Origin of the sequence: Formivibrio citricus, assembly GCF_900115065.1 — a bacterium.
Classification (GTDB): domain Bacteria; phylum Pseudomonadota; class Gammaproteobacteria; order Burkholderiales; family Chitinibacteraceae; genus Formivibrio; species Formivibrio citricus.
Window position 1 is genome coordinate 146,338 of the sequence record NZ_FOVE01000003.1, and the last position, 14,709, is coordinate 161,046.

At 58.2% G+C, this 14,709-nt stretch carries 18 protein-coding genes and 1 other RNA gene; 8 read left to right on the forward strand and 11 right to left on the reverse strand.

Annotated features, from left to right (window positions below):
• The first annotated feature begins 64 nt into the window (after positions 1-64).
• Positions 65-1,567: a lysine--tRNA ligase gene (gene lysS, locus BMZ36_RS03030; RefSeq protein ID WP_091191395.1), complete on the forward strand. Its 1,503-nt coding sequence runs from the start codon at positions 65-67 to the stop codon at positions 1,565-1,567.
• Between the two features lie 75 nt (positions 1,568-1,642).
• Here the strand turns inward: lysS and BMZ36_RS03035 are convergent, their stop codons facing one another.
• Positions 1,643-2,122, reverse strand: coding sequence for an FKBP-type peptidyl-prolyl cis-trans isomerase (locus tag BMZ36_RS03035; RefSeq protein ID WP_091191220.1), 480 nt, complete (start codon positions 2,120-2,122; stop codon positions 1,643-1,645).
• A 145-nt stretch (positions 2,123-2,267) separates the two neighbouring features.
• Here BMZ36_RS03035 and BMZ36_RS03040 point away from each other — a divergent pair, with 145 nt between their 5' ends.
• From BMZ36_RS03040 to ssrA, 5 genes are all read left to right on the forward strand, one after another.
• Positions 2,268-2,753, forward strand: a complete 486-nt coding sequence (locus tag BMZ36_RS03040) for a DUF7931 domain-containing protein (RefSeq protein WP_091191223.1) — start codon at positions 2,268-2,270, stop codon at positions 2,751-2,753.
• A gap of 199 nt (positions 2,754-2,952) precedes the next feature.
• Positions 2,953-3,168, forward strand: coding sequence for a hypothetical protein (locus BMZ36_RS03045; protein WP_091191225.1), 216 nt, complete (start codon positions 2,953-2,955; stop codon positions 3,166-3,168).
• 133 nt (positions 3,169-3,301) lie between these two features.
• On the forward strand, positions 3,302-4,012 hold the full coding sequence (gene ubiG / locus BMZ36_RS03050) for a bifunctional 2-polyprenyl-6-hydroxyphenol methylase/3-demethylubiquinol 3-O-methyltransferase UbiG (protein WP_091191227.1): 711 nt from the start codon (positions 3,302-3,304) through the stop codon (positions 4,010-4,012).
• On the forward strand, positions 4,009-4,671 hold the full coding sequence (locus BMZ36_RS03055) for an HAD family hydrolase (RefSeq protein WP_091191229.1): 663 nt from the start codon (positions 4,009-4,011) through the stop codon (positions 4,669-4,671). The genes ubiG and BMZ36_RS03055 overlap by 4 nt, the downstream gene beginning before the upstream one ends.
• A 27-nt stretch (positions 4,672-4,698) precedes the next feature.
• Positions 4,699-5,061: a transfer-messenger RNA gene (gene ssrA / locus BMZ36_RS03060) on the forward strand.
• Positions 5,062-5,219: 158 nt separating this feature from the next.
• On the opposite strand, the gene BMZ36_RS03065 is transcribed toward ssrA, so the two are convergent.
• Positions 5,220-5,570, reverse strand: coding sequence for a DsrE family protein (locus tag BMZ36_RS03065; protein WP_091191230.1), 351 nt, complete (start codon positions 5,568-5,570; stop codon positions 5,220-5,222).
• 10 nt (positions 5,571-5,580) lie between these two features.
• Entirely contained in the window at positions 5,581-6,624 is a 1,044-nt protein-coding gene (gene selD / locus BMZ36_RS03070) for a selenide, water dikinase SelD (RefSeq protein WP_091191398.1), read from the reverse strand.
• A 151-nt stretch (positions 6,625-6,775) separates the two neighbouring features.
• Between selD and mnmH the strand changes: the two genes are divergently transcribed.
• On the forward strand, positions 6,776-7,840 hold the full coding sequence (mnmH, locus tag BMZ36_RS03075; RefSeq protein ID WP_091191233.1) for a tRNA 2-selenouridine(34) synthase MnmH: 1,065 nt from the start codon (positions 6,776-6,778) through the stop codon (positions 7,838-7,840).
• Between the two features lie 5 nt (positions 7,841-7,845).
• On the opposite strand, the gene BMZ36_RS03080 is transcribed toward mnmH, so the two are convergent.
• From BMZ36_RS03080 to BMZ36_RS03100, 5 genes are all read right to left on the reverse strand, one after another.
• On the reverse strand, positions 7,846-8,415 hold the full coding sequence (locus BMZ36_RS03080; protein WP_091191235.1) for a lipocalin family protein: 570 nt from the start codon (positions 8,413-8,415) through the stop codon (positions 7,846-7,848).
• Between the two features lie 29 nt (positions 8,416-8,444).
• The gene (locus tag BMZ36_RS03085) at positions 8,445-8,918 is read right to left on the reverse strand and encodes a universal stress protein (protein WP_143085956.1); all 474 of its coding nucleotides are present in this window, start codon (positions 8,916-8,918) and stop codon (positions 8,445-8,447) included.
• A 75-nt stretch (positions 8,919-8,993) separates the two neighbouring features.
• Positions 8,994-10,208 (reverse strand): hypothetical protein, encoded by a 1,215-nt coding sequence (locus BMZ36_RS03090; protein ID WP_091191240.1) that lies wholly within the window; start codon positions 10,206-10,208, stop codon positions 8,994-8,996.
• 42 nt (positions 10,209-10,250) lie between these two features.
• Positions 10,251-11,033 (reverse strand): arsenite methyltransferase, encoded by a 783-nt coding sequence (locus BMZ36_RS03095; protein WP_091191242.1) that lies wholly within the window; start codon positions 11,031-11,033, stop codon positions 10,251-10,253.
• Positions 11,034-11,042: 9 nt separating this feature from the next.
• On the reverse strand, positions 11,043-11,276 hold the full coding sequence (locus BMZ36_RS03100) for a thioredoxin family protein (RefSeq protein ID WP_091191244.1): 234 nt from the start codon (positions 11,274-11,276) through the stop codon (positions 11,043-11,045).
• On the opposite strand from BMZ36_RS03100, the gene BMZ36_RS14485 reads away from it, so the two are divergent.
• Positions 11,275-11,445, forward strand: a complete 171-nt coding sequence (locus BMZ36_RS14485) for a hypothetical protein (protein ID WP_177187756.1) — start codon at positions 11,275-11,277, stop codon at positions 11,443-11,445. The genes BMZ36_RS03100 and BMZ36_RS14485 overlap by 2 nt on opposite strands.
• A 157-nt stretch (positions 11,446-11,602) precedes the next feature.
• Here the strand turns inward: BMZ36_RS14485 and BMZ36_RS03105 are convergent, their stop codons facing one another.
• The 3 genes from BMZ36_RS03105 to BMZ36_RS03115 form a co-directional block, all read right to left on the reverse strand.
• On the reverse strand, positions 11,603-12,562 hold the full coding sequence (locus BMZ36_RS03105) for a hypothetical protein (protein WP_091191247.1): 960 nt from the start codon (positions 12,560-12,562) through the stop codon (positions 11,603-11,605).
• Between the two features lie 99 nt (positions 12,563-12,661).
• On the reverse strand, positions 12,662-14,104 hold the full coding sequence (locus tag BMZ36_RS03110) for a permease (RefSeq protein ID WP_091191249.1): 1,443 nt from the start codon (positions 14,102-14,104) through the stop codon (positions 12,662-12,664).
• Positions 14,105-14,319: 215 nt separating this feature from the next.
• Positions 14,320-14,697 (reverse strand): putative zinc-binding protein, encoded by a 378-nt coding sequence (locus tag BMZ36_RS03115; RefSeq protein WP_091191251.1) that lies wholly within the window; start codon positions 14,695-14,697, stop codon positions 14,320-14,322.
• Positions 14,698-14,709: the final 12 nt, after the last annotated feature.

The following is a 14,709-nucleotide window of genomic DNA, read 5'->3' on the forward strand; positions in this document are numbered from 1 at the left end:
GCCGCTACGACTCCGATGCCTTGCAAGGTTCGTGGCAAATGAACTGTACTGAGATGTGAAAATCATGGCCAACGAAGAACAACTGCAACAAGACGAAAACCAGATCATTGCCGAGCGCCGCGCCAAGCTGAAAGCCCTGCGCGAACAGGGTGTCGCCTTCCCCAACGATTTCCGCCCGCAGAACTTGGCCGCGGATCTGCACGCCAAGCACGATGCCAGCGAGGGCGACGAACTGGTCGCCCTGAATATCGAAGTCAGCGTTGCCGGCCGCATGATGCTCAAGCGCGTCATGGGCAAAGCCAGTTTTGCTACGGTGCAGGACAGCTCCGGCCAGATCCAGTTCTATATCAGCCGCGATGCGGTTGGAGAAGAAATCTACGCCGCTTTCAAGCACTGGGACATGGGCGACATCCTCGGCGCACGCGGCACGCTGATGAAAACCAAGACCGGCGAACTCACTGTTCAGGTCTCCGAATTGCGCCTCCTGACAAAATCGCTGCGCCCGCTGCCGGACAAGCACCACGGACTGGCCGATCAGGAAGTGAAATACCGCCAGCGGTACCTGGATTTGATCACCAACCCGCAAAGCCGCGACACCTTCATCAAGCGCTCGAAGATCATCCGCAAGGTACGTGAAGTGATGATTTCCGAAGGCTATCTGGAAGTCGAAACGCCGATGATGCACCCGATTCCGGGCGGCGCCGCGGCCAAGCCTTTCGTTACACACCACAATGCACTCGACATGCAGCTCTACCTGCGCATCGCGCCGGAGCTTTACCTCAAGCGTCTGGTCATCGGCGGCCTGGAGCGCGTATTCGAAATCAACCGCAGCTTCCGTAACGAAGGGATGAGCACGCGCCACAATCCCGAGTTCACCATGATGGAGTTCTACGAGGCCTATGCCGACTACACCCGCATGATGGAACTCACGGAAACCGTGATCCGCGAATGTGCCCGCGAAGCGCTCGGCCATACCGTGATCGAATACCAGGGCAAGATGCTCGACCTGTCCAAGCCATTCGAGCGCCTGACAGTTACTCAAGCCATCCTCAAATACAACCCGCAGTACACCGAAGCGCAGATGCACGACCGAGCCTGGCTCAAGACCGAGATCGAACGCCTCGGCGGCAAGCTGGTCGTCACCGACGGCATCGCCGGCCTGCAATTCTCGCTATTCGAAGCCACAACCGAAGAAAAGCTGTGGAACCCGACCTACATCATCGACTATCCGCTGGAAATCTCGCCGCTGGCACGCGCCTCCGACAGCAACCCCGGCATCACCGAGCGCTTCGAGCTGTTCATGGTCGGCCGCGAACACGCCAACGGCTTCTCGGAGCTCAACGATCCGGAAGACCAGGCCGCGCGCTTCATGGAACAAGCCCGCGCCAAGGATGCCGGAGACGAAGAGGCCATGCACTACGATGCGGATTACGTGAAAGCGCTGGAATACGGCCTGCCCCCGACCGGCGGCTGCGGCATCGGCATTGACCGCCTGGTGATGCTGCTGACCGATTCAGCCAGCATCCGCGACGTCATCCTCTTCCCGCAGATGCGCCCGGAAGACTGATTGATTCGCAGCACCCCAAACAAAAACGCCACGGAGTTTCCGTGGCGTTTTTTTTGGTTTCCTGATCTTGTTCGATCAATGCTGATGACCGTGCTCTCCGTGCACATGACCGTGCATGATTTCCTCGTCATTCGCCGCACGAACCTCCTCCACCTTGGCAACGAAGCGAATCGCCATACCGGCGAACGGATGGTTACCGTCCACCACCACCTTGTCGCCCTCAACTTCCGTCACGCGGAAAAACAGCAAATCGCCAGTTTCCGGATCATCGGCTTCGAAAACCATGCCGACTTCCACGTCCTGCGGGAACACATCCTTGGTTTCCACACGCACCAGCTCGGATTCATAGTCGCCAAAGGCATCTTCCGGCTCCATGGTTACCTCGATGGAATCGCCAATTTTCTTGCCATGCAACGCCTCTTCGACCAAAGGCAGAATGTTGTCGTAGCCACCATGCAGATAGGAAATGGGCTCCGAGGTCTCGTCGAGAAGTTTTCCCTCGCTGTCATACATCTTGTAATGCAGGGTCACGACCGAATTCTTGGCGATTTGCATGAAAAAATTCCTGTATATAATAAGTTGCCTGGATGCAAACGCGCCGGAACGCGCCGCCCGATTCCGCATCTTAGCACGTAGCACTCACGGGAACTGAAAAGCCTACGAGATTTGCAAGCCTGAAAACGTCAGCAGGGGAGCGCTTATGTCACGAGAAACCATCCAGATCCGCTTTGACACCTACAGCGACTACAAGCTCGCCTTTGCCAGCATTCTGAAGAAAGCCAGAAAGCGCATCTGGATCTGCGAGAAAACGCTGGAAGAGAGCGGCTTGGATTCGGGCGAACTACACGAAGACCTGTGGAAGTTCTTCACGCAGCCATCGCCGGGCTCTGCCCGCATCTTGGTACAGGACGCCGGTTTTCTGGCTAATCATTGCCCCAGATTAATGCAATTGCGCGAACGTTTTGCCCATCTATTGGAAATACGCACACCACAAGAGGCGGCAGACCGTTGGCAGCAAGGCATGGTTCTGGTCGACGAGGACGATTATCTGGTGCGCAGGCACTTTGACTGGCCCAAGGGAGAATATGGCATTGACGGCAGGGAGTCCGCCATTCTGGAGCAGATGTTCACCCAACTATGGGAACATTCAGCCCCGCCAGGCGAAATACACAGGCTCAGCCTGTAGATAATTTGCAACACCGGCTATGCGATGCACCATTTTGCTCCCGAAAATGACTAAAGCCCCTACCCTAACTTGGAAATCGTGTTAGAATCCCGCCGGTCAGTTGACCCAAAAGCTGTTTAGCAATTCAGCCGTCGACGGCGGTCAACTACAAAGAATTTTGGCTGTTTGTGTTCAACTCCTTTTGCAAAAGGTACAAAGAATGAAAAAGTTTCTGATCGTTGCTGCTGTTCTGGGTCTGGGTCTGGTTGCTTGCCAAAAGCAAGAACCGAAGAAAGAAGCTCCGAAGGCTTCCGAAGTTAAGGCTTCCGCTGTCAAGGCTTCCGATGCCAAGGCTTCCGGCGCTGCTGCTTCCAAGGCTTCCGAAGCCAAGGCTTCCGGCGCTGCTTCCGCAGCCAAGGCTTCCGCTGCCAAGTAATTCGGCGCAAGCTTGCGAAAAACCGGCCCTCGGGCCGGTTTTTTGTTTTGGCATTTCAAATGTACACGCCTCCGAAGCGTCCTGCCGTGCTACGATCAGGTCTTGAACCAGACAGCCCTCTTTTTACCTGTCCATGAGCCAAGAGCACTTCAACGTCGACCCGACAGAAATCGCCAAGTTTTCCTCGCTGGCCCACAAGTGGTGGGATCCGGACAGCGAATTCAAACCCCTGCACGACATCAATCCGGTGCGAATCGACTTTATCCAGCAATACGCCGGCATTGAAAACCAACGCATCCTGGATGTCGGTTGCGGAGGCGGTATCCTCGCGGAAGGTTTGGCCGCAAAAGGAGGACATGTCACCGGCATCGACCTGGCCGAAAAACCGCTCAAGATCGCCAGACTGCATCTGCTCGAATCCGGGCAGAAAGTTGATTACCAGTTGAAAGCGGTCGAGACCCTGGCAGCAGAACAACCGGAAAGCTTCGACATCGTCAGTTGCATGGAAATGCTGGAGCACGTGCCCGAACCATCCAGCGTCATCCAGGCTTGCGCACAACTGGCCAAACCCGGCGGCTGGGTGTTTTTCTCCACGCTCAACCGGACCCCGAAATGCTATCTGCTTGCCGTACTGGGAGCCGAATACGTACTGGGCCTGCTACCGCGCGGCACGCATGATTACGCGCGCTTCATCAAACCGTCCGAACTGGCCCGCATGACCCGCTCGGCAGGACTCGACACCGTAGAAGTCGCCGGCATGCACTACAACCCTTTCAGCAGGGCTGTTACGTTGAACCAGGATAGCAGCGTCAATTACCTGGTCGCCTGCAGGAAACCCGCATGATCTCCGCTGTACTTTTTGACCTGGACGGCACGCTTGCCGACACCGCGCCCGATCTGGGCCTTGCACTCAACCGCCTGCTCGCCGAAGAAGGCCGTCCCTCCCAACCCTATGAAGCCATTCGCCCCATCGCCAGCCATGGTGCACGCGGGCTGATCGGCCTCGGATTCGGCATCGGCCCGGAACACTATGATTTCGCCCGGCTAAGAGCGCGCTTCCTTGATCTTTACGATGCCTGTTTTTGCGAAGAAACCCGCCTGTTCGACGGCGTGACCGAAATGCTCACCGCCCTGACCGACCGGGGGCTGGTTTGGGGCATCGTCACCAACAAACCGGCTCGCTTCACCGATCCGCTGATTGCCGCACTCCCACTCCCGTCCATTCCGCTTGCAGTCGTCTCCGGCGACACGGTTGGCGTGGCCAAGCCCGACCCGCGACCGATGTATCATGCAGCCGAATTGCTGGGCATCGCACCGGAAAACTGCCTGTATGTGGGAGACGCCGAACGCGACATCGAGGCCGGTCGCAAAGTGGGCATGACCACCGTACTGGCCGATTACGGCTACATCGCGGAATCCGACCATCCCCACGAATGGGGCGCGGACATCCGAATTGCCCACCCGCTGGAACTTCTCGCCCATCTGCCGACTCAAAGGGTATAATCCACATTCTTCATCAGTTTCACCCTAGGGGCCGCCATGGTTTCGACGGGGGTTGCAAAGCGGATGGGGGCATGCCGGGATCGCAGATTCCCGTAAAACGCTGTATTTATATAGTCGCAAACGACGAAACTTACGCCCTGGCTGCTTAATCGCGCCAGGCTCTGCACTACTCCTCCCATCGGGTAGGCCGGGTCAAACCGGTAGCAGAGTCATTTAGATGGGATCGTCTCTGGCCGGGTTACTTGGCTAGGGGTTAAATCCAAGGTGACTCGCCAAACTCTAGCCTGTCGGTCGGCGCGAGGGCGGTTAAATCCAAATGGCCAGACTAAGCATGTAGAACTCACTGTAGAGTGCTTCCGGACGCGGGTTCAACTCCCGCCGGCTCCACCACTATTCAAAAAACCAACCGTTCCCGGTTGGTTTTTTTTCGCCCGCCCCCAGTGTCAATCAGCAAGCAATTTTTTCCAGCCATTGACGAGGGGGCATACCCCAATCAATGGTTTTGTGCGAAGGCTTGCCTCTCTGGGGATTGAGTTCGGCCGTTTCCCCTAAACCGTTACCACCTTCCCTGCCCGCGCTTGCGCTTCGACAATCCGCATCATGTTGCCGATCTCGCCGGCCTCGACTTTATCCATCAGGCCGTAAAAATCCAGGCAGGTACGGCAAGCGATCAGCGGAACGCCTGCTGCGGCCAGCTCTTTGAGTTCCGCCAGACAGGGCGAGCCGGCAGCAACCAGCTTTACGCCGGCAGCATAGAACAGGATGGCTTGCGGGCGCTGGCCGAGTTCCAGCAGCGTGCGCAGGTAGTTGGTGGCGAGCTTGTGGCGCAGCGCCTCGTCGGCATGGCCCAAACCGTCGTGATTGAAGACGATGGCGGTGGTGGAAAAATTGGTGTTCATGCAGACTCCTTTATGGTTCAACGCGAATGACCGGCGCACCGGTTTGCATCTGCCCGATCACGCTGGCGGCGGCAAAACCTTGCGCGCGGAACAGTGCCAGCACTTCCTCCGCGCATTCCGGCGAAACGCTGGCGAGCAGGCCGCCACTGGTCTGCGCATCGGCCATGATGCGGCGCTGCCATTCTTCCACGCCGGCATCGAAGCACACCGCCTCGCCGAAGCTCGCCAGATTGCGCCCGATCGCGCCGGGGCCGATGCCTTGGCGGGCAAACCCTTCTGCTGCGGGCAGCAATGGCAGTTTCCCGGCTTCGATAGCCGCGCCGAGATTCGCACCACGGCACAGCTCCAGCAAATGACCGAGAAGGCCAAAACCGGTGACATCGGTCAGCGCATGTACGCCATCGAGCGCGGCGAGTTCCGCGCCCACGGTATTGAGTTGCGTGGTCGTGTCGATGAGCTGGCGATAGCCTTCGGCATCGAGCACACCCTTCTTCATTGCGGTGCCCAGAATGCCCACGCCCAGCGGCTTGCCGAGAATCAGCACGTCGCCGTCCCGCGCGCTGCTGTTGCGTTTTACCCGGTCCGGATGAACCAGACCGAGCGCAACCAGACCGTAGATCGGCTCCGGGGCGTCGATGGAATGGCCACCGGCGAGCGGAATGCCCGCTTTGGCACAGACACTCGCGCCGCCTTCCATGATCTTCTGGATCGCCTCCAGCGGCAACGTGCCCACCGGCATGCCGACAATTGCCAGCGCCAGGATCGGTTTGCCGCCCATGGCGTAGATGTCGGAGATTGCGTTGGTGGCGGCGATGCGGCCGAAATCGAACGGATCGTCGACGATGGGCATGAAGAAATCGGTGGTGGCGATCAGCGCCTGTTCATCGTTCAGGCGGTAGACCGCGGCATCGTCGGCGGTTTCGGTACCGACCAGCAGATCGGGAAACAGCGCCGTCTGCGGCAGGGTCTTGAGCATGTCGGCCAGCATGGCGGGTGCGATCTTGCAGCCGCAGCCGCCACCGTGGGAAAGCTGGGTCAGGCGAATGTCGTTCATTTTCAACTCCTCACCACAGAGACACAGAGCCGGGGAGAAAACCTTTCCGGCAAAAACAGACTTTCTCTGTGTGCTCTCTGCCTCTGTGGTTAAAAACGGGTTTTGATTCAATTCATTTACAATGGCGACATTATCCGTTGTTTGGCGCCCCATGAAAAACCAGCTTGCCTCCCTGGCCGAAATCGGCCGCTTCGATTGCATCATCGACGTGCGCACGCCGCTGGAGTTCGCCGAGGACCATATCCCCGGCGCGATCAATGCCCCGGTATTGAGCAACGAAGAGCGCGTGCTGGTCGGCACCATGTACAAGCAGGTGTCGCCGTTCGAAGCCACCAAGTTCGGCGCGGCGCTGGTTGCCAAGAATATCGCGCATCATCTGCAAACCACTTTTGCCGACAAACCGATCAACTGGAAACCGCTGATCTACTGCTGGCGCGGCGGCAAGCGTTCCGGTTCGATGACAGCCTGGTTCAACCTGATCGGCTGGAAGGCGCGCCAGCTTGAAGGCGGCTACAAGGCCTACCGCCATCATGTACTGGAACAACTGGAAAAACTGCCCGGCCGCTTCGATTACCGCGTACTGGCCGGGCTGACCGGCAGCGGCAAGACACGCCTGCTGCGCGCATTGGCAGACTGCAAAGCCCAAGTACTCGATCTGGAAGGCATCGCGCGGCACCGGGGCTCCCTGCTCGGTGCCTTGCCGGGCGAAACCCAGCCCAGCCAGAAAAGCTTCGACAGCCATCTGGTCTTGGCACTGGCGCAACTCGATCCAGCACGGCCAGTGTTTGTGGAAGCGGAAAGCAAAAAGATCGGCCTGGTGCAATTACCGACGGCCATGATGCAGGCCCTGTCCAGCGCCGACTGCGTTCGCGTGGAAGCCAGTCTGGACGACCGAGTAGATTTTCTCTGCGAGGATTACGCCGCGCTGTTTTCAGAACCCGAGCACTTCAAGAATCTGCTGGCCCGCCTGACCGAACTGCACGGGCGGCAAACCGTGGCCCACTGGCACGGCTTGATCGATGCAGGAAGCAAGACCGAACTATTCCGCGAACTGATCGAACAACACTACGACCCGGCCTACCAGCGCAGCAGTCACGGCCTCTACCCCAAGCTGCCGCAGGCACTGCCGTTTGCCTTCCGCCCCAATGCCGGCGATCTGGCGGCAGAAGCGAAACGGCTACTGGCGTTGCTGGCGCAACAGAACTCCCGTTCCTGAAAGGCTTAATTGTCCTGCTTGGTAAGTTCAAGCTTTTGGATATCAAAACCTTTGTTTGCCAACCGCCCCAGTAGCGCATCATATGATTTCCGATTGACCTTTGGCGTTCTGGAAAGCACCCAAAGGTATTCCCTGTTCGGCTCGCTCACCGCAGCCAACTGGTAATCATCATCCAGGTCGATAACCCAGTAATTACCCCAGACGGCAGGAATGAAAGAAAGCCATGCAGGCGCAAAACTGACCTTGAGCTTGGGGGATGTCGCAGTTCCGATTTGTCTGGCTATTCCGATTGCTTCGCTTATGCCGCCCTCTGCCAATTGGCAACGGTTGATGACCTGTACTTTTCCATCCGCCTTGAGGCGATATTCCGCCGAAGTAAAGCCCGCGCATTTCTTCTGAAACCGGTTCGGATATTTGGCGATTTCGTACCAAGTCCCCATGTAACGAGGAACATCCAGAACTGCGATGGCGGCCAAAGGCTCACTGGCAAGCGATTTTTTATCGACCTCCATGCTGTTCGCGCCCTCACAGAAAAAGAAGCAGCTCGAAAGAGCCACCATCAAGCAGGATTTCATACAAAAGCCCCTGTTGCGATGTCTTCGGGTCAATCGTCGTCCGAGGTGTCATGCACCAGCAGAATGGGAATCCGCGTGTGGTGAAGCACGCCTTCGGCCACGCTCCCCATCAGGAAATGCCGGATTCCGCCGCGCCCGTGCGTGCCCATGACGATCAGGTCCGCCTTCCAGTCGGCTGCGGCCTTGACTATCGCATCGCAGATTTTGCCGCCGAATTTTTCCACCAGCCGCGTATCCGTTTCGATGCCGGCCGCTTGCAACGGTTGGGCTCGGGCCTCAAGACTGCGGTGCAGCGCCGCCCGTCGGTCATCGTGTTCCCGCTCGGCTTCGCTCAACCGTAATTCGTGGGCGAGTTCCAGCGGGTCGTCTGCGAACTGCGAGGTGTCGACGACTTGGGCAAGACAGATTCTGGCGTGGAGTGCGGCAGCCAGACGGCTGGCCTCTTCAACGACGCAGGCGCTGGATTCATCGGCACCGACCGGGACAAAGATTCTTTGATACATGATCTGCTCCTTGGGATGAAGGGCCTCTCTGCCTTCATCATAGGAGCCGGGGAACACGGGCGCCACGCCGCCCTGTCAAACATCCAGCCACACCGGCGCAAACCCGCCGCCCGGCGTGCGGAAGTTGGTAGTCTGGCCTTGATAGAGCCGCGCCGCGAATAGCTGCGCCTTGCCGGCGTAGCTATAGACACGGATATCGACCTTGAAGCGTTGCGGCTCGCCGCCGATTGCCTGCTCGCACTCTCCGGGCGGCACCAGCCGCTGCGCCACATAGCCGCCCTGCTGGATTTCCTCCCACACCCGTTTGGTGAGCTTGTCGCCCCGGTAGGCCGCCTTGCTGCCGTAACCGGCATTGGGCTTGAAAAACCACTGCCGGCGTTCGGCCCATAATGCCTCCGCATCTTCCGGTGTCACCAGCCGGGTGGGCGGCGTACCACTGACCAGCGTCCGGATGATTTGCTGATCGGCGCCGAGCGCGGCCAGTTGCGCGGCATCGCACAGCGTCAGCAGGTTGCGCTTGTCCGCGTACAGCGCATGGGCGCGCGGGTGCGGTGTGAGCACCACGCCATCTTGCAGGTACGCCGCGCGGATGGCGGCCAGTTCAGGCGCTGCAAGGTAAAAATCAGTGAGCCGGTTGTAGACCAGATCGACAGGCTGGCCATCATGCAAGAGCTGCGCGCCATCCCAGGTCAGTTCCTCCGGCGCGGCAATCACGGCCTCGATGCCGTGGCGCAGGAAGAGTTGCCGGAACAGCTCGAATTCCGGTGCCAGAAACTGGCCGGCCGGCGCTTCGTCGACAATCGCAATGCGCCGCAACGGCAGATCACCCCGCTCCGCTTGCCACTCGGCGTGGAACATGGCGATGAAATCGCTTTCCTGCGCATCGAGATCGGTTGGTGCCAGCGCGTTCGGGCTGCACGCCCGCATGGCCTGCGCCAGCAAGAGGTTCAGCATCGCCCCGCCGGCATTGGTGTTGATCTCGATGACCTGCGGGCCCTGCTCGCCCAGATGAAAATCGAAACCGTAAAACACCCCGCGCGCGGCCGGTTGGTGACGCGCAATCGCCGGGGCACGCGCCAGCGCCTGTTCCTGCCATGCCGGCAAGGCTACGACCGCTTCCACCGCGGCAATGTAATCGCACATCCGGTCAATACCCCGCCGCGAGAGCTGCAGCGCCGAGGGGGCGAACAGGTTGGGACGGGTAATGGAAAGCGGCGCGTCCAGGCCGGCAGAAAACAGGCGGGCTTCGAGTCGGGACTGGAGGGCGGCGAAATCAGGGGTAACAAGCATGAGGGCTAACCGATGGATATTGTTTTTGTCTGGGTGCCCGGATCAGGCGGGCTTGCATGCTTCAATGGTCGCGGAAGCGACATGCGCTTCCATGCCGCGCCCCGGAAACCAGTCCTTGATGAATTCGCGGCTTTCCGGGCGAACATGGATGGCGACTTGTTCAAAACCGATGGCTGCCAGCATCTGTTCCAGCTCCGCCACGGTCACTGCGCCAGCCACGCAACCGGCAAACGCGGCGAAATCGCCAGCCAACTCGGGAGGCAGCGGCGCCAGCGCGACAATATCGGAAATCGCCAGCCGGCCACCGGGGCGCAACACGCGAAAGGCTTCGCGGAACGCAGCGGGTTTGTCCGGCGAGAGGTTGATCACGCAATTGGAAAGAATGACATCCACCGCGCCATCCGCCACCGGCAGGCTTTCGATCTCGCCCAGCCGGAATTCGACGTTGCCCAAGCCGGCCCGGCTGGCATGGCTGCGCGCCTTGTCGAGCATTTCCGGCGTCATGTCCACGCCGATCACCCGGCCGGCTTCGCCGACCTGGCGCGCGGCAAGCAACACATCCAGCCCGCCCCCGCACCCCAGATCCAGCACGATCTGGCCGGGTTTCAGGCTGGCAATGGCCAACGGATTGCCGCAGCCCAAGCCCATGTCGGCGCCCGCCGGCAAGGCATCCAGATCGCCGGCTTCATACCCCAGATGCCGCGAATCGACAGCCGCCGGGCCGGCACAGCAACTGGAAGCCGCACAGCCACACCCGCCCTGCCCGCGTGCAACCTGGGCATAGTTCCGGCGGATGGCGTTGCGAAAATCGTGCTTGTTGCGCATGGCGGCCGATCAGCGCTTGATCCAGCTTTTGACTTCCGGAACGGTCGGAATCTTGCCGGTGGAAACCACCTTGCCATCAATCGCCACGCCGGGGGTCGCCATCACGCCGGCCGCCGCCATTGCCGCGTAATCGCTGACTTTTTCCAGGGTAAAAGCCACCCCTTCGGCTTCGAGAACATCGCGCACGATTTCTGCGGTTTTGTTGCAACGGGCACAGCCCGGACCATAGACGGTGACTTTCATGGAGATACTCCTTGCAGGGTTAAAACGGGTTCTGCCAAATGGCAGCAGATTATTTCAAAAATGGCCAATTACAAAATGGGTGGCAGGTATGTGCCCGTTGCGGACGAACACCACCGAAACCAACTACGAAGAAAGCCCAATGGTAGGGTGGGTTCAAAGCGAAGCGTAACCCACCAAATCATGGTTGCCGACGGCTTAATAAAGTTTCACCGCCCCCATTTAAAACGAATTTGAATTTCAAACTTTATTCAGCGTGGGGCAATCATCGCCACACATCCGGCGCACTGCGCTACGCTTCGAGTGCACCCTACGGCCCTGTTACTCAATCATTGAATAGGAAGTTCGTTCATTTCATCGCCGAAATAAAGCTCGACTTTGTCGCCTTCTATGAAAATTGCGTCTTGGCGATTATCAAATCCCGCTTCGCTCCAGAATCCCTTGAATTGTGCTGCAGCGGTATTGAATCTGAAATTTTCATTGAGAATGTATCCGTAATTGTTCAGCCCGGTCCCATATAAGCCATCCTCACCCTTTGGATAGCTCTGAAACTTTGTTAAGTTGTAATGCGGATTTAGCAGGCTTACGAATGCCTTCTCTGCATCAGCAATTACCCTTTCTGGCTCCGCACCTTGAAAAAATCCATAATCATCATCTTCCGCTGTTATGGTCTGAATACTGAATGGCTCAATACCATAGAGGAATAAGATAATTTCGTCAGATGGATGAGCTCCGGGCTTTCGAGCACGTTCCTCCGACAACACCCTGAGTCGTCCATGATGGGCATTCTTTATGAGGCGCTGATAGCTATCCTGCTGCTTTGCAATACCAACATATAAAAGATCGTAGTCACAAACCAAATCGTGACGTGTAAAGCCTTCCAGATAGGGAGTGCAACGAGCCACATGCCAATACACAGAGTCGGGCGTAAGCCAAACTTTCACATGAGTACCTTTCTTTGTGCCCCCTAAAAGCACCGCCCCACCAGTAAGTTTAATCTCACTATTATCTTGAATTTCACTGCATTTTGAAAGGTGAATCACGCCGGAATCAACCACTTCAGAGCCAACTTGTATTTCCAAATAAATTTTCCCCTCTTTCTTATCAACCCGGTAATTTACAAAGCTGGCCTGTGCCCGTGCAGCAATCATATATAACTTGCTCTGTCGCAAATATTGTGCAACGTGTTGGTTTGCCTTGTTAACCAACAGTTCGACATTACGATTTGTAAATGGAGGAAAAATTGTTTTAAGAAAATTAATTTGTGACTTTCGCCCCATGACTGCCATCCTATATTCATTGAAATTAGGGCCGTAGGTGCGATTAGCGAAGCGTAATCGCACGCATGTTTTGATTTTACGTGCCATTTTCCACAGTCAACGCTCAAGTCAGCCCTGGTTCTGCAAAGGTTTTTTCCGGCCCATCCTATGCAACAACCCGACCAGCAGGACAATAAAACCGCCAACTCCCGCAATCAATAGCGCCAAAGAAACCTCATCCACCCATGCACCATAGGTCAAGCCGGCGAGCGTGGAAAACAGCGCCACCAGTCCGACATAGGTCCAGGCCTTCTGCTTGCCGATGATCGCCGAGGTGATCAGGATGCTTTGCAAGGATAGCTCGGGATCGGCCATCAGGTAGGCGATCAGCGGGCCCGGGTGCATGCCGAGCGACAGGAACATCCTGGCGATGGGCACTTCGACCAGCGTCGGGAAGTACATGAAAACCCCGAACACCACCCCGGCAAAATTGGCCGACAGCGAATTGGTGCCGGCCACCAGTTGAATCCATTCCGGCTGAATGAAGGTGCGGATCACACCGACCAGAAACACGCCGACCACCAGCAAGGGGAATATCTTCTGCACGAAACGCCAGGTTTCCCACAGCCACATCTGTCTATCCCACGCCTCGAAACGCCGCGCCAGCGGAAGCAACACCACACACAGCAGCGCAACGGCCAACGTGCGGCCGGTCAGCGTGACGACCAGACCGGATGCGCCGACCTTGATGCCAATGGCGGCAAAAACCAGCGTCAGCGCGGTCAACCCCAGCGCTAGCGGGGTGAGGCGGTTGAACCCTTGGTCGGCCTTCCCCAATCCGCGCCAGGCGGCGGCGCCGAGCAAGGCCAGCAGCAGAATCAGCACACCGCCTTGCAGGCTCAAACCTTCGGCCCCCTTCAATTCATCGACGGGAACGGCGCGATCCAGCAGCGCCTGAATTGCGACGGCAGCGCTGGAGGGCAGTTCCAGACTGGCAAGCGGTGTCGTCAGTAAATCTACCTTGAGCGTTCCGGCGATCAGCAGCGCAACCAGCGCCAGCAGGAAAACCAGCGTCTGCCGGGAAATCGCTTCGCCCTTGGCAAAGATGGCGCTATCGGCAAGACGCGCGGCATCGTCGCGGCGAAAAACAATCGCCATGATCATGCCGATGCCCACACCGAAACTCAGCGCCAGCACGATGCGCGCAATGGCAAAATCCGCGCCCAGCGCCACGCCGGTATAGGACAGCGCCAGAATGTTGGCCGCCGGGGCAAAAAACAGAAAAGTAATCGCGGGGCCGAGCCCGGCCCCCTTCTTGTAGATACCGGCAAACAACGGCTGCACGGTGCAGGAGCAGACCGCGAGCAGGCTGCCCGCTCCGGCTGCGGCGGGATAGGCCACCCACTTCGGCGCATCCGGCCCCAGATAGCGGATGATGGCCTGCTGCGGCACCAAGGCCGACAGCGCGCCGGCGATGAAAAACGCGGGAACCAGGCAGAGCAGGACGTGAGCAGCCAGATAAGACGCAACACTGGCAAACCCGCTCTGAATGGCTGCGTACAGAATATCCATGCGCCCTCCCCCGACCTGATTTTGTTTGAACTCGTCACCCCGGCGCAGGCCGGGGTCCAGTGGCTTGAAGTGGCTTGGTTGCTGGATACCGGCCTGCGCCGGTATGACGGCAAAAATTCAAACTTCAAAGGGCCGCATCAATAGTCAGTCACGTAGATCTGCCATGTTCGGCACGCACCGCAGGCTCAAACTACGCCAGCCGCTGTACCGATACTTTACGGTTGCAGCACCCTGCGAGCCGCAGCGACAACACTGTCGATATTTTCCTGCGTAGCCGGAGAGCAGCCCTTTTCCAGCCCCAGCTCAGCCAGTTGTACGCGCTGGAAATCCGTAAAGCCGGCTTTCTTGAGCACCATGCTCGCGCAAGCCGCCGGGCAGGCATCAATCGCCAGAATTGCACTGGCCGCGCGGGTCTTTTCCAGTGGCGCCGGGTTGCCGCTTGCCACCGCAGACAGGCAGTACATCTGCCCCACGCCGGAACGCGACAACTGCCGTGCAGCCCGATCCGCCACTTCGCCGACATCGGCCGCGCCTGAACAGGCAAAAATCAGTCTCGGCCCAACGGAACAACTGCAACTTGCTGCTTCACTCATCGTTTTTCTCCA